Source organism: Demequina litoralis (assembly GCF_030418455.1).
Taxonomy (GTDB): domain Bacteria; phylum Actinomycetota; class Actinomycetes; order Actinomycetales; family Demequinaceae; genus Demequina; species Demequina litoralis.
Genome location: NZ_JAUHPW010000010.1, coordinates 34,504 through 55,993, shown reverse-complemented (window position 1 = coordinate 55,993; position 21,490 = coordinate 34,504). Strand labels below are relative to the sequence as shown.

Genomic DNA, 21,490 nt, shown 5'->3' with positions numbered 1-21,490 from the left:
TCGCGCAAGGGGCGATTCGCGCGGCGCGGCTGGCGAAGGGCCGGCTACATCACGTTGATGCCGCGGAGGGCGAACTGCTCCTTCACGCGCTCGATCAGCGCGGCGTCCGGCGGCTGGGTGTCCTCGAGGAGGTACGGCTCGCCCGACAGCTCCCACTTCTCGCGGCCCAGCTGATGGAACGGCAGCACCTCGAGGCGCTCGACGCCGTCCAGGGTGGCGACGAAGTCCGCGATCGCGTCGACGTTCTCCGGCGCATCGGTGAGGCCGGGGACCAGCACGAAGCGGATCCACATCTTCTTGCCGAGCCCGGACAGCCGGCGCGCGAAGTCGAGCGTGGGCTGCAGGGGCCGGCCGGTGACGCGCTGGTAGACGTCCGGCAGGCCCGCCTTGATGTCGAGCAGGACGAGGTCGACGTAGTTGAGGTCGTCGTCGGTGAGCCGCGCGCCCAGCAGGCCGGCGGTGTCGAGGGCCGTCGCGATGTCGAGGTCCTTGCAGCGGCGGAAGATGTTCATCACGAACTTCGACTGCAGCAGCGGCTCGCCGCCGGAGATGGTGAGCCCTCCCCCGGTGACCTTCATGATCCGCGCGTAGCGCGTGACCCGCTCCATCACCTCGTCGACCGTGTGGCGGACGCCGTCGCGCATGCGCCACGTGTCGGGGTTCTGGCAGTACTGGCAGCGCATGCCGCAGCCCGACAGGAAGAGCGTCATCCGGGTGCCGGGGCCGTCCGCGCCGGTGACGAGGTCCCACGAGTGGACCGAGCCGGTCTGGAAGTCGCGGATCTCCTCGGACGCGGCCATCTCCCGGTCGGCCACCTCCATGGGAGGCGACGCGAGCAGCGGCACGGGAACGGGCTGGTCAGGCATGTGGGGACCTCCTGCCTCCGATAGTAGAAGCGGCGCCCCGCCCCGATGAACGGGACGGGGCGCCGAGGGAGTCTGTCTGCGGAGAGCGGCTACAGCCCGGCGTGGAAGGTGCGGGAGAGCACGTCGAGCTGCTGCTCGCGGGTCAGACGGACGAAGTTGACGGCGTAGCCGGACACGCGGATGGTGAGCTGCGGGTACTTCTCCGGGTTCTCCATCGCGTCCTCGAGGACGTCGCGGTTGAGGACGTTGATGTTGACGTGGAAGCCCTGCGACACGTTGTACGCGTCGAGGATGCCCACGAGGTTCTTCACCTGGTCCTCACGGGTGCGACCGAGGCCCGAGGGCACGATCGACGTGGTGAGCGAGATGCCGTCCTGCGCCTCGGCGTAGGGCAGCTTCGCGACGGAGAGGGCCGAGGCCATCACGCCGTGCACGTCGCGACCGTTCATCGGGTTGGCACCCGGGGCGAAGGACTCGCCCGAGCGGCGGCCGTCCGGGGTGTTGCCCGTGTGCTTGCCGTAGACGACGTTCGAGGTGATCGTCAGCACCGACTGGGTGTGCACCGCGTTGCGGTACGTCGGCTGCTGGCGGACCTTCTCCATGAAGCGGCCCACGAGGTCCACGGCGATGTCGTCGACGCGGTCGTCGTCGTTGCCGTAGCAGGGGAACTCGCCCTCGACCTCGTAGTCGACCGCGAGGCCGGACTCGTCGCGCACGGGGCGGACCTTGGCGTACTTGATGGCCGACAGCGAGTCCGCCGCGACCGACAGGCCGGCGATGCCGCAGGCCAGGGTGCGGAGGATGGTGCGGTCGTGCAGCGCCATCTCGATGCGCTCGTAGGCGTACTTGTCGTGCATGTAGTGGATGCAGTTGAGCGCGTCCACGTAGGTCTCGGCGAGCCAGTCGAGCAGCTTGTCGTAGGCCTCCATGACCGAGTCGAAGTCGAGGACCTCGTCGGTGAGCGGGGCGGACACGGGCGCGACCTGCTTGCCGGAGATCTCGTCGCGGCCGCCGTTGATCGCGTACAGGAGCGACTTGGCGAGGTTGACGCGGGCGCCGAAGAACTGCATCTGCTTGCCGACCTCCATGGCGGAGACGCAGCATGCGATCGCGGAGTCGTCACCGCACACGGGGCGGATCAGCTCGTCCGACTCGTACTGGATGGCCGAGGTGTCGATCGACACCTTCGCGCAGAAGTCCTTGAAGCCCTCGGGCAGGCGGTCAGACCAGAAGACGGTGAGGTTCGGCTCGGGGGCCGGGCCGAGGTTGTACAGCGTCTGCAGGTAGCGGAACGAGGTGCGGGTCACCAGCGGGCGCCCGTCCTGGCCGATGCCGCCGATGGTCTCGGTGACCCAGGTCGGGTCGCCGGAGAACAGGGCGTCGTACTCGGGGGTGCGCAGGAAGCGGACGATGCGCAGCTTGATGACGAAGTCGTCGATGATCTCCTGCGCGGTCTCCTCGGTGAGGGTGCCCTCGGCGATGTCGCGCTCGATGAAGACGTCGATGAAGGTCGAGGTGCGGCCCAGCGACATCGCGGCGCCGTTCTGCTCCTTGACCGCGGCGAGGTAGCCGAAGTACAGCCACTGCACGGCCTCGCGAGCGTTGGCGGCGGGCTTCGAGATGTCGAAGCCATAGGAGGCCGCCATCTGCTTGAGCTCCTTGAGCGCCTTGATCTGCTCGGAGTTCTCCTCGCGGTCGCGGATGATGTCCTCGGTCGAGCGCTCCATGTCGAGCTCCATGCGCTCGAGCTTCTTGCCCTCGATCAGGGCGTCGACGCCGTACAGCGCGACGCGGCGGTAGTCGCCGATGATGCGGCCGCGGCCGTAGGCGTCCGGGAGGCCCGTGACGATGTGAGACGAGCGGGCCGCACGGACGTTCGGGGGGTACGCGTCGAAGACGCCGTCGTTGTGCGTCTTGCGGTACTTGGAGAAGGTCTCCTCGAGCTCCGGCTTGACGGGGTAGCCGTAGGTCTCGAGCTCCTTGACCACCATGCGCCAGCCGCCGAACGGCATGATCGCGCGCTTCAGCGGGGCGTCGGTCTGGAGGCCGACGATGATCTCGTTGTCCTCGTCGATGTAGCCGGGGCCGTGCGACGTGATGAGCGCGGGCGTCTCCCAGTCGACGTCGTAGACGCCCTTCTCGCGCTCCTCGGGGAACATCGCGGAGAGCTTGTCCCAGATGCCCGTGGTGCGGGCGGTGGGGCCGGCGAGGAACGAGTCGTCACCCTCGTAGGGGGTGTAGTTGGCCTGGATGAAGTCGCGGACGTTGACCGCGTCGCACCAGTCGCCGGTGGTGAAGCCACGCCACGCGTGGGCGCGGGGGTCGCCCGCGTCGTCCTGGATCGTGGTGCTGTCGACGGCTTCAGTGGTCATGGCCTGGTACTCCCTCTCCCTGTTGGAAGGCCCTTGTGGGGCCGATGCGTGGGGCTCGCTCCTGCCGGGATGGCGGTGTGTGGCGCCTCGGGTTTCACGTTACGGCTGGGGGGATTAGTTCGCATGGGACCAAGTGCCTGCGGACCTTCTACCCCGTCATGGTGCGGCGCGGGCGGACGACGTCGCGCTCAGATCCACGGTACCCGGCAACCACGACGCACCGAAGAGCACCGGCGTCCGGAGCGCGAGCGTCACCTCGGCGGTGGTCCCGTCGGGGGACGATGCGGCGACGAGCACCGCGCCGGCGAGGCCCTCGCGCCGGGCCGACGCCGCGAGCTGAGCGCGGGCCTCGTCCGCGAGGGCTTCCGGATCGAGGCGGACCGCGCCCTCGAGGTAGTAGGCGTCGAGGTCGATCGCGTCCGACGCCGCGAGCGCGACCTCGTCGGCCGCGTGCGCGAGCCGCGAGCGCTGCAGCTGGACGTGCGTGACGGCCGCGACGGTGACGATCGCGGCGAGCAGCACCGCCGCGAGGCCGATCGTCAGGACCGTCACGGATCCCTCGTCCCCGGCCGGCCGCCTCACGGCGCGTACCCGTCGACCGGGCTCGACGCCGACGCGGAGAGGGTCACCGCCGCGGGCAGCGCGGCGCGCACCACGGCGGGGAGCCCCGGCAGCGGCACCTCGACCGTCACGCTCGCCGTCACCGCCGTCCCCGGCGCGAGGCACTCCCCCTCGCAGGCGAGCTCGACGCGGGCGCTCGACGCCGACCCGAAGTCCTCGACCGCGACCGCGGCCGCCGCGTCGGCGGTCTCGCGCGCGGAGGCCAGCGCCTCCGCGGGGTCCGCACCGGAGTCGAGCGCGTCGAGGCCCGCCACCACGGCGCCGCGCGCCGCGGAGTAGGCGGCAGCCTCGGCGGCATAGGCGCCCGCCTGGACCCGCGACACGGCGACCACGAGGTAGACGATCGGGAGCAGCAGCACGAGGGTGAGGGCCACGAGCTCGACCGTCGCGGCCCCCGCATCGTCCCGTCGGTCACGCCCCATCGGCGCCCTCCAGCAGCGCGCGCCCGCTCGCCTCGACCGTGCCCGCCGACCACAGCAGCACGGGCGCGTCCCCGGTGACGGTCACCCGCACCGCGGGACGCCCGCCGAGGTCCTCGCGCGCGACCGCGACCACCGTGCCGAGCCCGAGCGACGCCTCGGCGCACGCGGCCGCCCGGGCGGCGCCCGCATCGTCCCCCTGACGCGCCACCGCCACCACGCGCGCCCCCTCGGAGGCGCAGGCGGTAAGCGTGCTGCGCACGTGCGCGGCGAGCGCGACCTGCAGCACGCCGAGCGCCACCGCGACGACGAGCACGGCCACGAGGACCAGCTCGACGACGGCGGAGCCCTCGTCAGCCGCCCGTGACGGACTCAAGGGCGGTGATGAACATGTCGCCGAGCGCGGGCCCGGCGAGCGCCCAGATCGTGGCGACGAGCCCGGCCGTCATCAGGGTGATGAGCACCCAGCCCGGCACGTCGCCGCGGTCGTCCCGCAGCCCTTCCTTCCATCCCTCCATGGGATCCCCCTCTTCCTCGTCGAACTAGAACCCGAGCCGGAGCGCGACCAGCCCGGGGTAGAGCGCGAACAGCACCGTGACCGGCATGATCAGCAGCACCACGGGCACGAGCATCGCGATCTCGCGTTTGCCGCCCTCCTCGAGCAGCGACTGCCGCGACCGGTCGCGCACGTCGGTGGCCTGCGAGTGGAGCACCTCGGCGAGCGGGGTGCCGCGTTCGAGCGCCGTCACGATCGCGTCGCAGAACGACGTGACGCCCGGCTCGCCCACGCGCGCCGCGAGCCCGTCGAGCGCCGACCCGACGGACCTCCCGGCGCGGATCTCAGCAAGCGCGGTCCGCAGCTCGTCGCCGAGGGGCCCGGGCGAGAGCGACGCGACGCGGTCGAGGGCGCCCGGCACGGACTCGCCTGCGACCACGGCGAGCGCGAGCATCTCGGCCGCCGCGGGCAGCTCCGCACGGATGCGGCCCGCCCGGGCCGCGGCGCGGCGGGCGAGCAGCAGGTCCGGCGCGAGCGCGCCGAGCACGGCCCCGATCACCGCGACCACGAGCGCGAAGCCCGGCCCGGTGCCGCGCACCACCCCGACGAGCAGCCCGAGCGCGAGCCCGGCGGCGAGCCCCGCGGCGCCGGCCGCGAGCGCCTGGGCGCGGTGGCGGGCGACGGTGGTCCGGAGGCCCGCGCGCGCGAGGCGTCGCGCGACCTCGTCCGTGGGCGCGCCCCACCGGGAGGCGAGCCGGGCGAGGTCGTCGGCGACGGGGGCGATCATGCGTGCGAGCGGCGTCCGTGCGGACGGCACCGCCGCCGAGCCGCGCAGCCGCGGCGCGATCCGACGCTCGAGCGAGAACCGCCGCGCGTGCGCCCACGACCACACGAGGCCGAGCCCCGCGGCGAGGCACGCGCACAGCACCGCCGTCATCGCAGCACCCTCTCCTCGGTGGGCAGCCGCCCGAGCGTGCGCATGAGGCGGTACGCGCCGAGGCATGCCGCGGCACCGCCGAGCAGCACGAGGACGCCGGGTGCCGTGTCGAAGGCGGCGAGGCCCCCGGGACGCGTGGCGAGCAGCGCGAGCAGGACCCAGGGCGCGGCGACCGCGAGCCGGGCGGCGTTGACCGTCCACGACTGGCGCGCCTCGAGCTCTCCCCTGATCCGCGCATCGTCCCGCAGGAAGCGCGCGAGCGAGCGCAGGACGGCGCCGACCTCGGTGCCGCCCACGTCGCGGGCGAGGCGGACTGCCTCGACGATGCGGTCGGCGACCGGGTCCGCGAGGCGCCCCTTGAGCGCGTCGAGCGACGGTCCGAAGGCGCCGGAGGCGCGGTAGTCCTCGGCGAAGGAGGCGAACGCGGGGCGCAGCGGCTCGGGGCCGCGCTCGCCCAGCGCCGCGAGCGCCTCCGGAAGCGCGAGGCCCGCGCGGATGCCGGAGGCGAGCGTGTCCACCGCCTCGGGCCACGCCTCGCGCAGGAGGGTCCTGCGGCGACGTGCCCGCGCGGTGACGCCGGCGACGGGTGCGTACGCGGCGGCGCACGCGACGATCCCCGCGACCGCGAGCGAGCCCGTGAGGGACCACGCGAGCACGAGCGAGACGAGTCCCAGGCCCGCCGCGGACGCCCCGAATGCGCCCGCCGTCACGCCATGGATACCCGCCTGGACCAGGCGGTCCTCGAAGGAGGCGACGCGCGAGCGACGCACCCGTGCGCGCGGCGGGGACTCCCACCACGCGAGCCACACGAGCAGCAGACCCGTCCCCAGCACCAGACCGAGCACGGCGTCCATGTCAGGCCGCCAGGATCTCGGCGAGCGGCACGCCGCGGCCCGCGAACCGCTCGGCGTGGGGAGGGAAGCCGGTGCCGCGCACGAGCGCGCCGTCGCGGGTGGCGAAGATCTCGGACAGCTCGAACACGCCCGACTCGACGCGGCCGGAGACGCCGACGATCTCGCGCACCCGGCGCGCGCCGTCTGCCTCGAGGCCGACGTGCACGACGAGGTCGATCGCGGAGGCCACCGCGGGGACCACGAAGCGGTCGGAGACGTTGTCGCCCGCGAGCAGCGGCAGCGTGCACATCTTCGCGAGCGCGTCGCGGGCGGAGTTCGCGTGGATGGTGCAGAGGCCGGGCAGGCCGGCGTTGAGCGCGATCAGCAGGTCGAGGGCCTCGGCCTCCCGGACCTCGCCCACGACGATGCGGTCGGGCCGCATGCGCAGCGCCTCCTTCACGAGCCGGCGGAGCGTGATCTCCCCGGTGCCCTCGAGCGACGGCTGCCGGCATTGGAGAGCGACGACGTCCCTGAGCGGGAGGGCGAGCTCGAAGACCTCCTCGCACGAGATGACCCGCTCGCGCGCGGGGATCGCGCCCGCGAGCGCGCCGAGGGTGGTGGTCTTGCCCGCCTGCGTGCCGCCCGAGACGAGCACGGTGAGGCCCGCGCGCACGGCTCCCCCGAGGAAGCGGGCGGCGGCGGGCGTGAGCGTGCCGAGCGCGACCAGGTCGTCGACGTCCGAGGCGCGGGCGATGTACTTGCGGATGTTGACGGCCCAGTGGCGCCTGGTCACGTCGGGGATCGCGACGTGGAGGCGCTCCCCTCCCGGCAGCGCGGCGTCGACGAACGGCGAGCTCAGATCCAGCCGGCGCCCGGCCAGCGCGAGCATCCGCTCGACCAGCCCGCGCACGTCGTCGGCGGTGAGCAGGATGCTGGTGAGCTCGCTGACTCCGCGCCGCGCGACGTAGACCTCGTGGGGCGCGTTGACCCAGATCTCCTCGCGTGATTGTGCGATGTAACATGCGATGCATGAACTCCCCGCACCCCGCCGCACATCTAGTCGATTTGTACCTCCGTCTCAGCGTGGACCGCGAGGGGAAGGACTCACTCGATAACCAGGAGAGCGACCTCCGCGCGTGGGCCAAGGACGCAGGGCTGACCGTTCGCAAGGTGTGGCGCGATCGCGGAATCTCGGGATACAAGGACGTCGAACGCCCGGACTTCGAGAACGCGCTCGCGGCGCTACGCGCTCGCGAGGTCGGGACCCTCGCAGTATGGAAGACCGATCGCCTCAGCCGACGCGGCGCGGGCCAAGTGGGCCTCGTCATGGATGAACTCGAAACCCTCGGCGCGCGGATCTACTTCCTCAAGGATCAGAAGGACACGTCCGTCCCCGGCGATCGCATGATCATCATCCTGCTCAGCGAGTTTGCTCGCGCTGAGTCCGCCAGCACCTCGATCCGCGTGAAGGCGAAGAAGGACAAGGACCGCGCAAAGGGCCGCTACCTCGGCGGCTCGGCCCCCTGGGGCTACACCGTCGGCGACGGGCGCGACGGCCGCCCCTCCGATCGGAAACTCCGCCTGCACCCCGAGGAGGCTCCGCTTCTTCGTGAAGTGGTCGACCGACTGCTCTCGGACGAGACGATGCTCGCGATCTGCCGCGACTTCAACGCGCGCGGCGTGCCGACGCGACGGCGCGGCTCGCAGTGGCGCCCGTCGACGCTGTCGGCGACGCTTCGATCTCCCGTGCTCGCTGGCCTCCAGCCTGAGAAGCGCCGCGACGAAACCTCGGGTAAGTGGAGCACGAGCACCGAGGCCTGGCGCGACCCAAAGACGGGCGAGACCGTCTCTCTCATGGCCGACGGCGCCGAACCCATCGTGTCCGAGTCCGAGCGGCTCCGACTGCTCGATGTGATGGACTCACGGCTCCGGCGCTACGGGCGAGGCCTCCGCCCCGTGAAGCAACCGAAGAGCCTTCTCGGCGGCGTCCTCGTGTGTGCGTCGTGCGGTCGCACGGCCAACACCTTCGGCGGCTCCTACAGGTGCCGCCGCTGGCACTCCGACGGCGTCGACTGCGCCGCGCCGCTCAACGTCAAGATCGACGTCATCGAGTCTGCCGTCCTGCACACCTGGGCCTATGGCCTCGCAGCGATGGAGCCTGACTCACCCGTGCTCGACGCGGTCGCGGAGCACTGGCTCCGCCGCTACGACCCCGCGCCGATGCAGGAGCGCGCCGAACTGATGCGGGATATCGAGGAGGTCCAGGCGAAGGTCGCGGCCGCCGACGACGCGCACTTCGTGACCGGCAAACTGTCCGCCGACCGCTACGAGCGTGTCACTCGCGGGCTGGACGACCGGCTCACTGCGCTCCGGGTTCGCCTGAAGGACCTGCCGGAGCCGGAGGCGAACCTCGCCGCTCTCCTCGACCCCGAGATCTCACACCCGGCGATCCTCGCCGCGCCCGTCGAGGAGGCCCGCGCGCTCCTGCGCCTCGCGATCAAGCGCGTCGAGTGCACCGCCGCGCCGTACTCCGGCGCGCGCTTCGTCCGCCACGAGCGCGTGCGCGTCGTGTGGGTAGGCACCGAGGACGACGACGCGAGCGTGTAGCCTCTCCAAGCCCCGTCGAGACCCTGCCCCCCGGGATCTCGGCGGGGCTTTCTCGCGCCCAGGCACCCCGCTCCGACGAGCCCCTCGGCTTCCCTTGATTGCGGCCCGGTAACGATCCGACGCCCGACCCGCCGAAGCCGCCCGAATCGGGCCCGTATGTGAGCACCCCGGCCTACTCCAACCTCGTAAGGGAAGACACCCGCTGACGGCCGCCAAGGAGGTGCCATGTTCACCGATCGAGCCTGCCTAACCTGTAGGGCGAGCCTCGCCCCGATGCGCTCGGATGCGCGCTACTGCGGTCGCCCCTGCAAATCGCGAGCCACCTGGGAGCGACGTCGCGCGCTCCTGGCCGCTGGCCGCGAGGCCCTCGCCGCCTCCTAGATCTCAGGCCCGGTCCCGGTCCCTCTCCGAGGGCATTGGTCGACCGGCTCCGCGCCTGTCCCTCGTGCCGAGGTCCTCCTTCCCCCGGCGCTCCCCCCTCGCCGTGATGCGCCGCGCGCCCATGAGACGCGACGCGCGCTCCGCCGAGGGCTCCTCTTCAGCGGGCCCAAGGGCCCGCGCAGTAGTCCGGGTGAGGACCCGGATCAGCCCGCGCCGCCTTGTGAGACGGCGGCGCTGGCGCTTCTCGTGGTGACGTTTCAGAAGGGCGTCACGGGCAACCCGCGAGAGGTCGCGGCGACCGCCGCGCTCGGCTTCCTTGGGACGAGCGCTTCGAGCGGTCCCGCACCCCCGCCCATGGCGGCGGGGCGCGTCTAGTCAATGCGCGCCCCGTCGTCGCACTCTTCTCGGCCCGCCGCATGGCGGGCTTCCACTCTTCCGCACGCCGGGCCCGGAGGGCTCCGCCCGGTGTCGCGGTCGACGCCCGACGGCGGCGCGCTGATCTCGTGAGACAGGACCCGCGCGCCGCCGGATGCAGCGTCGCGTCTCCCCCTCGCCCTCCCCCTTCCTGACCGTCGAGCGACGTGTCGGGAGCCCTCTCTCGCCACGACCGCGCCAAGGCGCGCGGTCGACCCCGGGCAGGCCCGGCGGCTAGCGGCGAGATCCGCACACACTCCACCCGCTCCGAAAGGAACTCCCTTGACCAACTCGTTTAATGGCAACGACGTCGCGACCATCTCGCTGAAGATCGCCACCGAGGACCTCGGCCTCGCCTCCCACTTCTACCGAGACGCCGAGACTGACTTCGGCGCCGGTTCGGGTTCGACCGTGCAGGTCGGAATTCCTGGTGTGACGACCGTGGGCACCCGTGCCGTTGGCTCGTCCGAGGACTTCGTCCTGGGCTCGGTCGCCGAATCCACGACCGACGTCACCCTCACGACCGAGGCTTACGCCGTCGTCCCGGTGACCCTCGCCGAGAACGATCTGAACCTGAAGAACCTCACCAAGCAGGTGATCCGCCCGAGCGCGCTGTCGGTCGCGAACCACATCGACAACGCCGTGGCCGCCGTGCTGTCCGGCGTGACCAAGAGCGCGACGATCGCCTACGACGCGACCTCGCCCAAGGCCTCCGTGATCCGCGCCCGCGCCGCGCTCCGCGCCAACGGCGTGAGCGCCGACATGACCGTCAACCCGATCCGGGTCCTCGCGGGCTCGACCGTGTACGCGGACATGCTCCTCGCCGAGGAGATCGACAACGCGAACGGCCTCGACCGGATCGCGGGCCTGCCCGTGTACGAGTCGACCATGATCGGCGCCGATGACCTCTTCGTGTTCATCCCGTCGTCGATCGCCGTCGCGATCCGCGCGCCGCGCGTGCCGATGGGCGCCGCGCTCGGCGGCACCTCGCGCGAGGGCGGCATGGCGCTGTCGACCTGGCAGGCGCTCGATGCCAAGTCGGGCACGACCCTGAGCACCACGATCGCACTCCTGGGCGTGAAGGCGCTCGACCTCCCGGTCGCCGACTACGAGAACGGCATCGTGAACATGGTCCCCGGCGGCGGCATGATCGCGATCAACACGACCGGCGCGTGAGCCTCCGGCCGCTCCTGAGCGGCCTCGCGGCGCGGCTCTGCCTCGGCTCCGGCGTTCCCCGCGCCGACGCCGAGCCCGGGCCCGCTGTGGCGCCTCCGGCCGCTCCGGCGCCCGCCCCGACCGGCCGCGTCTGGACGATCGGCGAGGACGAGATCCTCGTCGTCACCGCCTCCGGCGTCGTCCTCACGGAGGCCGAACGGATCGCGCTCCGACGCTCTACCGGCCGCCCATTCGTCGGCTCTGTGCGAACGCCCCGCCCCTAGGCATCCCCTGAGAATTGCTCTCCCCAAATCTCCCGGCCTCGCACGCCGCCAACGCGACCCGGCTAGGTGGCTCCGTGCCCGGCCCGGAGAACGCGGGAGAGCGCCGCTGAGCAGACCGGCACTCCCGGCCAACTCCAGCACTACGAGCCCCCGCACCGCGCCCGTCCTCGGCTCACCGCGCGCGGTGTGGGGGCTTGTCCTCGGCCCATTCACGTGACTCACGACAAAGGAGAGCCCATGCCCGCCACTGCACGCCATTGCCTCGGATGCGATCCCGCCTCCGCCACAACGGCGCACTCGGCCGCCTGCCGCCAGGCCGCAAAGCGTGCGCGCGATCGCGATCGCGTAGACGACCTTCTCCGGCGCGTCGCTGAGAAGGACGCCGAGATCGCGCGGCTCCGCGCGGCCGTGGCGGCCGTCGGCGCCCCCGTGTAAACGCCGGCGAGGGGCGTGCCGCCCGCCGAGCGACGCCGGAGAGGCGCCCGCGAGGGCCCTCTAGGTGGACTTCTCGCGAAGAGTGAAGGACACAGCCTGTCCCGCCCTATAGGGCAGAGAGGTGGTGGTCTCTCCAACAAGAAACGCTCTAGAGAACTACGAACAACACCCTTCGCCAGAACCTCACCCGAGCCCCTCAGCAGGCGCACCGCGCCCGCCCGATCGCGACCCCCTCGACCTAGCCCACGACCACGACCACGACCACGACCAGGAGATCCCACCATGCCCACCGCATCCCAGACCCTCGCCGCCCTCACCCGCTCCGGCGCCCGCTCCGGCCCCAAGCGCGACCGCGCCGTCCTCCGCAAGTACGCCGACGGCCCTCTCGCCGACCGCGCGCTCACCGTGCCCGCCCCCGCGCTCCTCGCGGAGCACTTCGTCGTGCCGTGGCTCGCGGAGGCAGGCGTCGAGGCCTTCCGCCCCGAGCGCGGCTCCGCCTTCCTCACGCGCCCCATCGGGTCGACGAGTGAGCCCACGGCCCGCGACCAGATCGCCCTCGCGGCAGACCTTCGCGCCGCGCTCGCCGCGCTCCCCGAGGCTCCCCTCCGTTCCCGGCGCCCCGCCCTCGCCGACGACCCCTACTCCGACGTCCGCCTCTTCGCCGCGAACGGCCGCGAGCGCCACGTCCGCGAGTATCTCGCCGACGTCCTCCGCGTCGTCCGGCGCGACGCGCCCCTCTGGCGCGCCCCCCGTCCCGAGAAGGCTCCGAGGTGCCCCGCGAAGGCTCCCGGCGAGCACGCCGCGACGCACCGCGCTCTGTACCGCGCGCTGGAGATCGAGATCTCGCTGCAGTGGCTCGCTCGCTACATCGAGAAGCACGCAGAGCCCGGCCAGCGGATCCGCACCTCGGAACTCTGGACCCAGGCCCAAGAGGACTTCGACGGCATGAAAGCGCGAGCGGCACTAACCGGGAGCGCCTTCACTGCGCCCGGTCGCAATCGCTTCCTGAAGGTCGCGGCTCTCGTCTTCGGACCCGCCCGAAAGGTGAACGGCTACAGCACCCACACCGCGCCCACGCACCCGGCGAGCACGCTCGCGGGGATCGACGAACTACTCGACCGCGTCCGCGAGCGCACCGAGCCCGCGCACACACGGGCCGCGAACCTCGCTGACCGCCGCGAGGCCGCCGCCGAGCGCATCGCCGCAAAGGAAGCCAAGTTTGCGAAGGAACAGCGCGAGGCGCCCCGCTCAATGACCTTTGGCTGACCCGTACCGACGCCACCTCACGACCAGACAGGACCTCACGCGCATGACCGACCCCAAGCCCTTCACCGCCCGCCCGTCGGGCCCCCTCGACCCCGACGACGCCGCCCGCGTCGCACTCGCGGGCGCGTCCCTGCCGAGCAATCGGCCGCGCCTGGCCGACTCCATCGTCCCCGCCGTCAACCGAAAGGACCGAGCATGACCACCACCGCCCCGCGCCACCCGGGCGCCCTCCGGGACGAGGCCCGCCGCGCCGACAAGCGCCGACTCTGTGCCGTCCTCGACTCGATCGAACCGGCGGAGATCGCCGAGCGCGACGCGCTCCTCGCCCGGGTCAACAGTCCGACCGTCGAGCGCCTCATGCGTACCGGCCCGGTCGAGCGCGATGCGCGCTACGGCGACGGCCCGCTCGCCACGCTCGGCGCCCAGGCTCGCGCCGCCGCCCTCACCACGAACACTCAGGAGACCCACGCATGACCACCAAGCCCGCCACCACCGAGACCTACGACCTCGACGCGATCGCCGTCGCCGCCGCCCGCCCCGCGCCCGAGCCCGCCTACAGCCCCGAGCCCGGCGAGCGTTCCGCCGAGGATCTCGACGCGATCGTCGCGGCCGTCATGTCCGAGCCTCGCCCCTTGGTCGCGTGGGTCTACTAGACCAATCGCTCTAGGCGTCGCTGGCGCATCCAGGCGGCTCGTGCTGACCGATGTGTTCTATGCGACGCACCTCGTCGTCGCGGATCATTTCGATCGGCTCCGTGCCAACACGCCGCCACCACCGTCCCGACGAGTCGCGATACGCGATCGTTACGTCGACCGGGGGCATCTCCGCCGGATTGAATGGACGACGCAGGAACACGAGCGTCACGCTCTCCCCCGGTTCAATCACCTGCGACACGATCGCCCACCCCACTGGCGGCATTGCCACGGTGGGCCCCTGGAACAAGACCGGCCCGATCAGTTCGTCGCTGCGATTGTGAATCTCGATGTCGACACGGAGCACCGTCTCGCGGACACGTAGGTTCTCGCGTCCAGCCGCCCCCTTGTCGACGGAGTAGTCCGCATTGCCACGAACGCGCCCGCCCGGCGGGACCACCCTCACCGGACCGGGCTCATGCCTGGCGTTGAAGGTCTCCGTCGCGTAGACCAAGCGGGCCTGTGCCTCGCGCCGTCGCTTCACGTCGCGCGCGTACGACTGTGCCGCAATGACGAGCGCCAAGCCCGTGAGAACGGCCGCCACCCAGCCCGGAAGATCGCCGAAATCGGTGGCGTCCCACCACTCGCCGATCGGCTTCCATTCCATGGCGACCACCGTACACACCAGGTACGACACATCGCGCCCGCCCCTCGCCACACAGAAGGAGACATCATGCCCTGGGAGAAGACCACCGTTAGCGCCCGCGCTTCGCGCCTACCCGCCGACTGGCGCCGTCGCCGCGTCCTCGTCCTGAAGCGCGACGGCTACGCCTGCCAGATGCGCACGTCGACCGGCGCGCTCTGCCGCGATCACGCGAACCAGGTCGACCACATCATCCGTGGCGACAATCACGACCTGAGCAATCTCCGCGCTCTGTGCGTCTGGCACCACGCCCGGAAGACGAGCGCCGAGGGCAACGCCGCACGACGCCCACGACCCACGCGCAAGCGCGCGCCCGAGGCTCACCCCGGCTTGCTCTGACCCTGGCCCACCCCCTCTCTGGGGTAGCAAAGGCTCCCGGATGGCGTCGGCGCCTCGCGGTCCGCGCGGGATGGGAGGTCCGAGACAAATACACAGCGCGCTAGCGACACCCAACGGCGCACCGAGCGCGCGACCGGCGCCTCGGGTGGCCGAGGCACCGGTCGCGTCACGTCAGCGCGACAAGACCTAGAGACGAAGGGCGCGCTTGAGTTCGACGGAGGTGACAGACTCACCGATCTCAATGCACGCCACCGTGGCGTAGTCCCCAAACCGATAGGCGAGCCAAGACAGCGCCTGGTCAGCGTCGATGTGCGACCCGGTAACCTCCCAAGAGGTCTCGGTGCGCTTCAGCGTCTCGGGCCCGAACTTCTGGGTGATGATGCTGTGTGCGCCGGTGCAGGTGCCGGGCATGGGGTTGATGTTCAACAAGAGGTTGTGCGCAGAGTGCGCTCCGGTGCTGGAAATGGCGGCGTCCTTTCGTAGACGGTATCCGGTAGTGCCCCGCCATACGCATGACGAACCAGTTTTCGTCGCCGTGCGCTTGATTAGTCACGCCACTTCCTATAATCTAGAGAAACTGACTCTCTGCTAGACTGAGGGGTGTAGTCTTAGTCAAGACGGTGCATCTTTCAGTATAGCACATGCGCGCGCACGCGCGCTCGGCCTCGTTCGCCGCACTATCAAGTGCGATGGCGAGGCCTTCGTCTTTCCTCACGGAGTGCCTCCAGTCTCTTCGAGGCTTGTGCGACAGCAACCGCCCCTAGGCGCCCTCCGCGCCCCTCAGAGCCCCGTGCGCCTAGACCCTCACCGGACTAGGAGCACGGGGCTCTCTTGCGTCTCCGGGGCTCCTGCGATTGATGGGCCTACGGCAGGAGCCGCGCGATCGCGTCCTCGGCCTCCAGGCGCTCACGTGCGCCGATGTAGGCGCGCATCGTGTCCGCCTGGGCGGCCGAGGTCGCTCCGGCCTCCTGGGCGGCCCGGAGAGCGGCCAGGAGCGCGCGCGTAGCGGCCTCGGGGAGATCGGCCTCGGGGCGGGCCACGATCGCCGCGACGGCGGCGTCTACGGCCTCCGGAGCGGGCTCGGGCGAAGGCTCGGGCGAGAAGCCCCGGGCGAGGAGTTCGTCGCGATCGTACGTGTCGAGCGGCTTCCGGTGAGTCATGCCCGCGACGCTACCGGCGCCCCCTGACAGCAGCGTGGCGAGCGTCGCCGTAGGCAACGCCGTTGCTAGCGTGCCAACCACGTCTACTAGTGAGGGGCACACGATGGGCATTCTCGATTGGCTACTCGGACGCCCGCGTCCGGACCGTAGCGAAGTAGCGGCGCCCGCCCCCACGCCGGAGCGCGCCCGCGTCGCACCATCCGAGCCCGTCGCACAACCACTGCCAGCCGCCCCGCCCGCCCGCCGCACGTCGGGCGGCGTCAAGGTGGTGAACCGCGAGTTTGACCCCGCCCGCGTCGTCGACTTGCGCCCGCTCGGCGGCAAGGACTGGAAGGCAGTAGGCCTCGGCCACTGGCTCCGCGAGCGCGAGCGAGCCGCCCTCCGCCAAGGCTGGTGGGTCCTCCACCGCGAGCCGCGCAACCGCTACGACGCCAACGCGATCGCCGTCTATCTCGACTGCCGCAAGATCGGCTACCTCTCGGCGGCGAAGGCCCGCGCCTACAGCCCCATGCTCGACGCGCTCGGCGCCGACGGCTACGAGGTCGACGCGCGCATCGCGGGCATACAGGTCTACGTCACACTCCCCACGCCCGCCGCCGTTCGCGCCCTCGTCACGGCCAGCCACTCCGAGGACTGAGAAGAACGGACGCGACCTAGTTACACCGTACAGATTGCCTCGACGGTCGGGTCGTCGAGCAGCGGCTGCAGCGGACCGAGCCCGGCCACCGCGTCCGTGACGGCGCGCACGAGACCGTCGCGGTCCGGCACCGGGGCGCGCCCGTCCAGCAGCTCGCGCTCGTCCCACGCGTCGATGGCGGCACCCACGAGGGACTCGACGGCACGCGCATCGCGCGCGGGGTCCACGCCGGTGTCCCGGATCCGCGCGCGCACCTCATCCTCGATGCGCGCACGCACGTCGCCCCCCATGGCTCCCCCCATGGCGGCGACGCTAGCGCGATTCGGACAATTAGGACAAGGGGTGTGGATAAGGAATGGGCTGGCAGGGCCCCGGATGGGCGATGCGGTGGGTGCCCACGTGCCTACCCTGGGAGCATGTGCGGCCGCTACGCCAACTTCCTCACCGAGCAGGAGCTCGTCGACGCCTTCGAGATCGCCGTGATCGCGGACGATGCGCGGCTCGCCCCGCGCTACAACATCGGGCCGATGCAGGACACGTCGATCGTGGTGGCGCGCAAGGAGGAGGGCCGCTCGCTCGAGCTCGCGAAGTGGGGCCTCGTGCCGTCGTGGGCGAAGGACCCCGCGATCGGCTCGCGCATGTTCAACGCGCGCTCCGAGACGGTCGCCGAGAAGCCGTCCTTCCGCTCCGCCTTCGCCAAGCGCCGCTGCCTGGTCCCCGCGAGCGGCTACTTCGAGTGGACCACCGTCGACGGCGTGAAGACGCCGTACTTCATCCACACGGAGGACGGCTCGCCGCTCGCCTTTGCGGGCCTGTTCGAGTTCTGGCGCGACAAGGCGCTCGGGGACGATGCGCCGTGGCTGGCGACCTGCTCGATCGTCACCGCCGCGTCGCGCGGGGACATGCAGGAGATCCACGACCGCCAGCCGGTGATGCTCCTGGGGGACGAGGCGGACGCGTGGCTCGACCACGACTCGAGCAAGGACGACCTGTTCGCGGCCATCGCGTCGCCCGCGCCCGCGCTGGTGTGGCACGAGGTGGACCGGGCGGTCGGGAACATCCGGAACCAGGGCGAGGAGCTCGTGGCGCCTGTATAGGGCGTCGCTCAGCTCCCCGCAGGAGTCGGAAACCTCTCAGAACCGTCGCTGAGCTCCCCGCAGCAGGATCGCAGTGGGAGAGGGGCGGGGTGGCGGCGGCTGAGGGGCGGGGTGGCGGTGGAAGAGGGGCGGGGCGGTTCAGCCGCGGCGGACGCGCACGTCGCCGGCGAGCAGCACCTTCTCCTCGCCGCTCACCGTGCGCACCACGAGCGCACCTTCCGCCGTGAGCGCGACGGCCCGGCCCGCGACCGGCGGGCCCGCGGGCACGTCGACCGCGACGTCCCAGCCCAGCGTCGCGGTGACCTGCTCGACCGCGGCGCGCGGGTGGTCGCCGCCCGCGTCCCACAGCGCGACCGCGCCGGACAGCTCCGCCGCGAGCGCCCGCAGCAGCGCCACGCGGTCCAGCGAGGTGGCGCCCAGCGACGCCAGCGAGGCCGCGTGCGGCACGGGCAGCTCGGAGGCGGCCTGCGAGACGTTGATGCCGATGCCTGCCACGATCGCGTCCTGGCCGGGCACGGTCTCGCACAGGGTGCCGACCGCCTTGCGCCACCGCCCCCAGCCGGGGATCTCGCGTGCGCCGGCCTCGACCACCACGTCGTTGGGCCACTTGAGCCACGCGCCCACGCCCAGGCGGCGCAGCGCGCGCACGGTCGCGAGCCCGACGACGAGCGGCGCCCAGCCGTAGTCCTCGCGCGCGATGTGCGCGGGCCGGAGCAGGAACGATGCAGTGAGGGCCGCCCCCTGGGGCGTCACCCAGGCGCGTCCCGCGCGGCCGCGGCCCGCGGTCTGGTGATCCGCGACGATGGCCGACAGGTGCGGCCAGGCGTCGGGGTCGCTCCCCGCGACGGACAGCAGCCGCGTGTTGGTCGAGGGGGACGAGGGCACCACCACGAGCCGTGCCAGGGTGCCGGGCACGAGGTCCGCGAGCGCGGCCTCGGTGAGCGGGCGGCGCGATCGGGCGACGTCGTCGGCTCCAGGCGTGGTCACCGGGCTAGGCTATCGGGCAGTCCTGACCCCAAGGAGAACCGTGTCACCCATGAGGCCGACGAAGTCCACCGCGTCCGCGCTGGACGACCTGCGCAAGAAGGTCGACGCCGCCGTCACCGCCCCCGAGGCGACCGCGCAGGAGAAGCAGCACGCGCGCGGCAAGAAGACCGCCCGCGAGCGCATCGACCAACTGCTGGACGAGGGCTCGTTCACCGAGCTCGACCGGCTCGCGCGGCACCGCTCCCGCAACTTCGGCCTCGACCGCAACCGCCCCTACGGCGACGGCGTGGTCACCGGCTACGGCACCATCGACGGCCGCCAGGTCGCCGTCTACTCGCAGGACTTCACGGTCTTCGGCGGCTCGCTCGGCGAGGTGCACGGGCAGAAGATCGCGAAGATCCAGGACTTCGCGCTGCGCACGGGCGTGCCTCTCATCGGCATCTCCGACGGCGGCGGCGCGCGCATCCAGGAGGGCGTCGCGGCCCTCACCCAGTTCGCGGAGATCTTCCGCCGCAACGTCGCGGCCTCGGGCGTGATCCCGCAGATCTCGATCATCCTCGGCCCCTCGGCCGGCGGCGCGGTCTACTCCCCCGCCCTCACGGACTTCATCGTGATGGCCGACGGCACCTCGCAGATGTTCATCACCGGCCCGGACGTCATCAAGTCCGTCACCGGCGAGAACGTCACGTTCGAGGAGCTCGGCGGCGGCCAGGCGCACAACGTGAAGTCCGGCGTCGCGCACTACCTCGCGCAGGACGAGGACGACGCGATCGAGTACGTCCAGCACCTCATCCAGTTCCTGCCGCAGAACAACCTCACCGACGCCCCCACGTGGGACGCCGAGGCGGACCTCGAGGTCACCGACGAGGACCTCGCGCTCGACACGCTCGTCCCCGACAGCGACAACCAGCCGTACGACATGACGAGCCTCATCGAGGCGGTCGTCGACGACGGCGAGTTCCTCGAGGTGCAGCCGCTGTTCGCCCCCAACGTCGTGGTCGGCTTCGGCCACGTCGAGGGCCACTCGGTCGGCATCGTCGCGAACCAGCCGATGCAGATGGCGGGCACGCTCGACATCAACGCCTCCGAGAAGGCCGCGCGCTTCGTGCGCACGTGCGACTCGTTCAACATCCCGATCATCACGCTCGTCGACGTCCCGGGCTTCCTGCCCGGCGTGAGCCAGGAGCACCAGGGCATCATCCGCCGCGGCGCGAAGCTCATCTACGCGTACGCCGAGGCGACCGTCCCGCTCGTCACCGTCATCACCCGCAAGGCCTACGGCGGCGCGTACATCGTGATGGCCTCGAAGCAGCTGGGCGCGGACGTGAACCTCGCCTGGCCCACCGCCCAGATCGCGGTCATGGGCGCGGGCGGCGCGGTCAACATCCTCCACCGCCGCACGCTCGCGGACGTCGAGTCGAAGGGCGGCGACGTCGAGGCCGAGCGCCAGGCGCTGGTCGAGGACTACGAGGACCGCATCGTCAACCCGTACGACGCCGCCGACCGCGGCTACGTCGACGCCGTCATCGAGCCCTCCGCGACGCGCGCCGAGATCGTCAAGGCGCTGCGGGCGCTGCGCACCAAGCGCGCCGCGCTGCCGCCCAAGAAGCACGGGAACATCCCGCTGTGACCGAGGACGCGCTGAGCGCCGCGGCCGGCCTCAAGGTGGTGCGCGGCACCCCCGACGAGGCCGAGCTGGCGGCGCTCGTCGCGGCGGCGGCCGCGATGGCCTCCGCCGCGGGGGACGATGCGGAGGAGCCCGGCAGCCCGCGCTCGGCCTGGATGGACCGGTCGCGCACGCTGCGCGGCTACCGCGGCCCGCTCCCCCTCGCGCGCGGCGGGTCCGCGTGGCGCCACTCGCTGCGATGAGGCGGCTGCTCCCCCTCGCCCTCGCCGGCCTGGCCGCGCCGCAGGCCTACGCCCGCGCATCGTCCCTCCGCGACCGCCATCCGGCGGGCTCGGACGCGTTCCGGCCGGCCGACGCGGCGCTCGTGCTCGGAGCCCGCGTGTGGCCCGACGGCCGCCCGTCGCGGTTCCTGCGCCAGCGCGTCGAGGCCGGAGCGGCGCTCTACCACCGGGGGCTCGTGCCGGTGCTGGTGCTCACCGGCGCCGCGCACAACCGCGAGGGCCTCGACGAGACCGAGGCTATGGAACGCACCGCCCTCGAGCTCGCGGTCCCGGCCGATGCGCTGGTGCGCGACGGCTCGGGTCACGACACGCGCGCATCGGCGCGCAACGCACGCGACCGGCTCGGGCTCGCCAGCGTCATCGTCTGCACGCAGGAGTTCCACGTGCCGCGCGCGATGTGGCTGTGCCGCAGCGTCGGGCTCGACACCCAGGGCGCATACCCGCCGGTGCTCGCACGCCAGCACACCGCGATCGGCTACGCGCGGGAGCTGCCCGCGACGTGGAAGGCCGCGCTGGAGATCGCGCGGGACTCGATCGCGCCGCACGACGCGCCGCGCTGACGCCCGCCCCTCGCGCGCGCGGCCGGTCCGCGCGACGATGGAGGCATGAGCGCGCAATGGTCCCTCGCCTCCGAGGACTCGTTCCTGTCGATCGCGAGCCGCGGCTCGACGCTGTCGATCCTGTCCGTGGGCTCGTTCGCGTCGATCGCGTCGATCGGCTCGGCGTTCTCGGCCTTCAGCCTCGCCAGCACCGCGAGCATCGGTTCGGTGATGTCCTTCGCGTCGCGCGGGACGCTCATGGCGTCGCGCGCGGCCGGCGACGTCATGGGCGCGAGCCGCCCCGGGCCCGCGGGACGGTGGGTGCTCGTGCAGGGCGCGCTGGTCGCGGGCCTCGCCGCGGCGGCGATCCTCGGGGCACGACGCCGCTCCTCCTGAGTCCAC

27 protein-coding genes are annotated in these 21,490 nt (G+C 72.0%); 13 read left to right on the top strand and 14 right to left on the bottom strand.

Annotation, left to right across the window (positions count from 1 at the left end; all coding sequences use genetic code 11):
* Nucleotides 1-44: 44 nt before the first annotated feature.
* From pflA to QQX09_RS12225, 9 genes are all read right to left on the bottom strand, one after another.
* Nucleotides 45-866 carry a pyruvate formate-lyase-activating protein gene (gene pflA / locus QQX09_RS12265; RefSeq protein WP_301135157.1) on the bottom strand — a complete coding sequence of 274 codons (822 nt, stop codon included), beginning with the start codon at nucleotides 864-866 and terminating at the stop codon, nucleotides 45-47.
* Between the two features lie 89 nt (nucleotides 867-955).
* Nucleotides 956-3,238: a formate C-acetyltransferase gene (gene pflB / locus QQX09_RS12260; RefSeq protein WP_301135155.1), complete on the bottom strand. Its 2,283-nt coding sequence runs from the start codon at nucleotides 3,236-3,238 to the stop codon at nucleotides 956-958.
* 156 nt (nucleotides 3,239-3,394) lie between these two features.
* Nucleotides 3,395-3,790: a pilus assembly protein TadG-related protein gene (locus QQX09_RS12255; protein WP_301135153.1), complete on the bottom strand. Its 396-nt coding sequence runs from the start codon at nucleotides 3,788-3,790 to the stop codon at nucleotides 3,395-3,397.
* A gap of 26 nt (nucleotides 3,791-3,816) precedes the next feature.
* Nucleotides 3,817-4,281, bottom strand: a complete 465-nt coding sequence (locus tag QQX09_RS12250) for a pilus assembly protein (protein WP_301135151.1) — start codon at nucleotides 4,279-4,281, stop codon at nucleotides 3,817-3,819.
* A complete protein-coding gene (locus QQX09_RS12245; protein WP_301135150.1) occupies nucleotides 4,271-4,654 on the bottom strand; it encodes a TadE/TadG family type IV pilus assembly protein in 384 nt (127 codons plus the stop codon). The genes QQX09_RS12250 and QQX09_RS12245 overlap by 11 nt, the downstream gene beginning before the upstream one ends.
* Entirely contained in the window at nucleotides 4,632-4,796 is a 165-nt protein-coding gene (locus QQX09_RS12240) for a hypothetical protein (RefSeq protein ID WP_301135148.1), read from the bottom strand. The genes QQX09_RS12245 and QQX09_RS12240 overlap by 23 nt, the downstream gene beginning before the upstream one ends.
* A 24-nt stretch (nucleotides 4,797-4,820) precedes the next feature.
* Entirely contained in the window at nucleotides 4,821-5,711 is an 891-nt protein-coding gene (locus QQX09_RS12235; protein ID WP_301135147.1) for a type II secretion system F family protein, read from the bottom strand.
* The gene (locus QQX09_RS12230; protein ID WP_301135145.1) at nucleotides 5,708-6,565 is read right to left on the bottom strand and encodes a type II secretion system F family protein; all 858 of its coding nucleotides are present in this window, start codon (nucleotides 6,563-6,565) and stop codon (nucleotides 5,708-5,710) included. The genes QQX09_RS12235 and QQX09_RS12230 overlap by 4 nt, the downstream gene beginning before the upstream one ends.
* 1 nt (nucleotide 6,566) lies before the next feature.
* On the bottom strand, nucleotides 6,567-7,598 hold the full coding sequence (locus tag QQX09_RS12225) for a TadA family conjugal transfer-associated ATPase (RefSeq protein ID WP_301135144.1): 1,032 nt from the start codon (nucleotides 7,596-7,598) through the stop codon (nucleotides 6,567-6,569).
* Between QQX09_RS12225 and QQX09_RS12220 the strand changes: the two genes are divergently transcribed.
* The 6 genes from QQX09_RS12220 (at nucleotide 7,574) to QQX09_RS12195 (ending at nucleotide 13,739) form a co-directional block, all read left to right on the top strand.
* A complete protein-coding gene (locus QQX09_RS12220; protein ID WP_301135142.1) occupies nucleotides 7,574-9,151 on the top strand; it encodes a recombinase family protein in 1,578 nt (525 codons plus the stop codon). The two genes, QQX09_RS12225 and QQX09_RS12220, sit on opposite strands and share 25 nt — an antisense overlap.
* A 1,077-nt stretch (nucleotides 9,152-10,228) precedes the next feature.
* Nucleotides 10,229-11,122, top strand: a complete 894-nt coding sequence (locus tag QQX09_RS12215) for a hypothetical protein (protein WP_301135137.1) — start codon at nucleotides 10,229-10,231, stop codon at nucleotides 11,120-11,122.
* A 980-nt stretch (nucleotides 11,123-12,102) separates the two neighbouring features.
* Complete coding sequence (locus QQX09_RS12210; RefSeq protein WP_301135135.1) at nucleotides 12,103-13,086, top strand: hypothetical protein; 984 nt, start codon at nucleotides 12,103-12,105, stop codon at nucleotides 13,084-13,086.
* Nucleotides 13,087-13,129: 43 nt separating this feature from the next.
* Nucleotides 13,130-13,285 (top strand): hypothetical protein, encoded by a 156-nt coding sequence (locus QQX09_RS12205; RefSeq protein WP_301135133.1) that lies wholly within the window; start codon nucleotides 13,130-13,132, stop codon nucleotides 13,283-13,285.
* Nucleotides 13,282-13,560: a hypothetical protein gene (locus QQX09_RS12200; RefSeq protein WP_301135131.1), complete on the top strand. Its 279-nt coding sequence runs from the start codon at nucleotides 13,282-13,284 to the stop codon at nucleotides 13,558-13,560. The genes QQX09_RS12205 and QQX09_RS12200 overlap by 4 nt, the downstream gene beginning before the upstream one ends.
* Nucleotides 13,557-13,739 (top strand): hypothetical protein, encoded by a 183-nt coding sequence (locus QQX09_RS12195; protein ID WP_301135129.1) that lies wholly within the window; start codon nucleotides 13,557-13,559, stop codon nucleotides 13,737-13,739. The genes QQX09_RS12200 and QQX09_RS12195 overlap by 4 nt, the downstream gene beginning before the upstream one ends.
* 10 nt (nucleotides 13,740-13,749) lie before the next feature.
* Here QQX09_RS12195 and QQX09_RS12190 read toward each other — a convergent pair whose 3' ends face one another.
* Complete coding sequence (locus QQX09_RS12190) at nucleotides 13,750-14,385, bottom strand: hypothetical protein (protein WP_301135128.1); 636 nt, start codon at nucleotides 14,383-14,385, stop codon at nucleotides 13,750-13,752.
* 66 nt (nucleotides 14,386-14,451) lie between these two features.
* Here QQX09_RS12190 and QQX09_RS12185 point away from each other — a divergent pair, with 66 nt between their 5' ends.
* Complete coding sequence (locus tag QQX09_RS12185) at nucleotides 14,452-14,760, top strand: HNH endonuclease (RefSeq protein WP_301135127.1); 309 nt, start codon at nucleotides 14,452-14,454, stop codon at nucleotides 14,758-14,760.
* 186 nt (nucleotides 14,761-14,946) lie between these two features.
* Here the strand turns inward: QQX09_RS12185 and QQX09_RS12180 are convergent, their stop codons facing one another.
* Together QQX09_RS12180 and QQX09_RS12175 are read right to left on the bottom strand one after the other, a co-directional pair.
* Nucleotides 14,947-15,186 (bottom strand): hypothetical protein, encoded by a 240-nt coding sequence (locus QQX09_RS12180; protein WP_301135126.1) that lies wholly within the window; start codon nucleotides 15,184-15,186, stop codon nucleotides 14,947-14,949.
* Between the two features lie 437 nt (nucleotides 15,187-15,623).
* Nucleotides 15,624-15,920 (bottom strand): hypothetical protein, encoded by a 297-nt coding sequence (locus QQX09_RS12175; RefSeq protein WP_301135125.1) that lies wholly within the window; start codon nucleotides 15,918-15,920, stop codon nucleotides 15,624-15,626.
* A 268-nt stretch (nucleotides 15,921-16,188) separates the two neighbouring features.
* On the opposite strand from QQX09_RS12175, the gene QQX09_RS12170 reads away from it, so the two are divergent.
* Nucleotides 16,189-16,557: an HIRAN domain-containing protein gene (locus QQX09_RS12170; RefSeq protein ID WP_301135124.1), complete on the top strand. Its 369-nt coding sequence runs from the start codon at nucleotides 16,189-16,191 to the stop codon at nucleotides 16,555-16,557.
* A 20-nt stretch (nucleotides 16,558-16,577) separates the two neighbouring features.
* Here the strand turns inward: QQX09_RS12170 and QQX09_RS12165 are convergent, their stop codons facing one another.
* Nucleotides 16,578-16,859 (bottom strand): hypothetical protein, encoded by a 282-nt coding sequence (locus tag QQX09_RS12165; protein ID WP_301135123.1) that lies wholly within the window; start codon nucleotides 16,857-16,859, stop codon nucleotides 16,578-16,580.
* A 114-nt stretch (nucleotides 16,860-16,973) separates the two neighbouring features.
* Between QQX09_RS12165 and QQX09_RS12160 the strand changes: the two genes are divergently transcribed.
* Nucleotides 16,974-17,654 (top strand): SOS response-associated peptidase, encoded by a 681-nt coding sequence (locus QQX09_RS12160; protein ID WP_301135122.1) that lies wholly within the window; start codon nucleotides 16,974-16,976, stop codon nucleotides 17,652-17,654.
* A gap of 138 nt (nucleotides 17,655-17,792) precedes the next feature.
* Here QQX09_RS12160 and QQX09_RS12155 read toward each other — a convergent pair whose 3' ends face one another.
* Nucleotides 17,793-18,641, bottom strand: a complete 849-nt coding sequence (locus QQX09_RS12155; RefSeq protein WP_301135121.1) for a biotin--[acetyl-CoA-carboxylase] ligase — start codon at nucleotides 18,639-18,641, stop codon at nucleotides 17,793-17,795.
* 49 nt (nucleotides 18,642-18,690) lie between these two features.
* On the opposite strand from QQX09_RS12155, the gene QQX09_RS12150 reads away from it, so the two are divergent.
* The 4 genes from QQX09_RS12150 to QQX09_RS12135 are packed head-to-tail and all read left to right on the top strand — an operon-like array spanning nucleotide 18,691 to nucleotide 21,484.
* Entirely contained in the window at nucleotides 18,691-20,271 is a 1,581-nt protein-coding gene (locus QQX09_RS12150; protein WP_062296773.1) for an acyl-CoA carboxylase subunit beta, read from the top strand.
* A complete protein-coding gene (locus QQX09_RS12145) occupies nucleotides 20,268-20,510 on the top strand; it encodes an acyl-CoA carboxylase epsilon subunit (protein WP_301135120.1) in 243 nt (80 codons plus the stop codon). The genes QQX09_RS12150 and QQX09_RS12145 overlap by 4 nt, the downstream gene beginning before the upstream one ends.
* A complete protein-coding gene (locus QQX09_RS12140) occupies nucleotides 20,507-21,109 on the top strand; it encodes a SanA/YdcF family protein (protein WP_301135119.1) in 603 nt (200 codons plus the stop codon). Before QQX09_RS12145 ends, QQX09_RS12140 begins: the two co-directional genes overlap by 4 nt.
* 45 nt (nucleotides 21,110-21,154) lie before the next feature.
* Nucleotides 21,155-21,484, top strand: a complete 330-nt coding sequence (locus tag QQX09_RS12135) for a hypothetical protein (RefSeq protein WP_301135118.1) — start codon at nucleotides 21,155-21,157, stop codon at nucleotides 21,482-21,484.
* The last annotated feature ends 6 nt before the right edge of the window (nucleotides 21,485-21,490 follow it).

Excerpts from the sequence above, each read along its gene's own strand:
- pflA (WP_301135157.1), bottom strand. The coding sequence starts at position 866 with ATGCCTGACCAGCCCGTTCCCGTGCCGCTGCTCGCGTCGCCTCCCATG.
- pflB (WP_301135155.1), bottom strand. The coding sequence starts at position 3,238 with ATGACCACTGAAGCCGTCGACAGCACCACGATCCAGGACGACGCGGGC.
- QQX09_RS12250 (WP_301135151.1), bottom strand. The coding sequence starts at position 4,281 with ATGGGGCGTGACCGACGGGACGATGCGGGGGCCGCGACGGTCGAGCTC.
- QQX09_RS12240 (WP_301135148.1), bottom strand. The coding sequence starts at position 4,796 with ATGGAGGGATGGAAGGAAGGGCTGCGGGACGACCGCGGCGACGTGCCG.
- QQX09_RS12235 (WP_301135147.1), bottom strand. The coding sequence starts at position 5,711 with ATGACGGCGGTGCTGTGCGCGTGCCTCGCCGCGGGGCTCGGCCTCGTG.
- QQX09_RS12230 (WP_301135145.1), bottom strand. The coding sequence starts at position 6,565 with ATGGACGCCGTGCTCGGTCTGGTGCTGGGGACGGGTCTGCTGCTCGTG.
- QQX09_RS12220 (WP_301135142.1), top strand. The coding sequence starts at position 7,574 with ATGAACTCCCCGCACCCCGCCGCACATCTAGTCGATTTGTACCTCCGT.
- QQX09_RS12210 (WP_301135135.1), top strand. The coding sequence starts at position 12,103 with ATGCCCACCGCATCCCAGACCCTCGCCGCCCTCACCCGCTCCGGCGCC.
- QQX09_RS12205 (WP_301135133.1), top strand. The coding sequence starts at position 13,130 with ATGACCGACCCCAAGCCCTTCACCGCCCGCCCGTCGGGCCCCCTCGAC.
- QQX09_RS12200 (WP_301135131.1), top strand. The coding sequence starts at position 13,282 with ATGACCACCACCGCCCCGCGCCACCCGGGCGCCCTCCGGGACGAGGCC.
- QQX09_RS12195 (WP_301135129.1), top strand. The coding sequence starts at position 13,557 with ATGACCACCAAGCCCGCCACCACCGAGACCTACGACCTCGACGCGATC.
- QQX09_RS12190 (WP_301135128.1), bottom strand. The coding sequence starts at position 14,385 with ATGGAATGGAAGCCGATCGGCGAGTGGTGGGACGCCACCGATTTCGGC.
- QQX09_RS12185 (WP_301135127.1), top strand. The coding sequence starts at position 14,452 with ATGCCCTGGGAGAAGACCACCGTTAGCGCCCGCGCTTCGCGCCTACCC.
- QQX09_RS12175 (WP_301135125.1), bottom strand. The coding sequence starts at position 15,920 with ATGACTCACCGGAAGCCGCTCGACACGTACGATCGCGACGAACTCCTC.
- QQX09_RS12165 (WP_301135123.1), bottom strand. The coding sequence starts at position 16,859 with ATGGGGGGAGCCATGGGGGGCGACGTGCGTGCGCGCATCGAGGATGAG.
- QQX09_RS12160 (WP_301135122.1), top strand. The coding sequence starts at position 16,974 with ATGTGCGGCCGCTACGCCAACTTCCTCACCGAGCAGGAGCTCGTCGAC.
- QQX09_RS12150 (WP_062296773.1), top strand. The coding sequence starts at position 18,691 with ATGAGGCCGACGAAGTCCACCGCGTCCGCGCTGGACGACCTGCGCAAG.
- QQX09_RS12140 (WP_301135119.1), top strand. The coding sequence starts at position 20,507 with ATGAGGCGGCTGCTCCCCCTCGCCCTCGCCGGCCTGGCCGCGCCGCAG.
- QQX09_RS12135 (WP_301135118.1), top strand. The coding sequence starts at position 21,155 with ATGAGCGCGCAATGGTCCCTCGCCTCCGAGGACTCGTTCCTGTCGATC.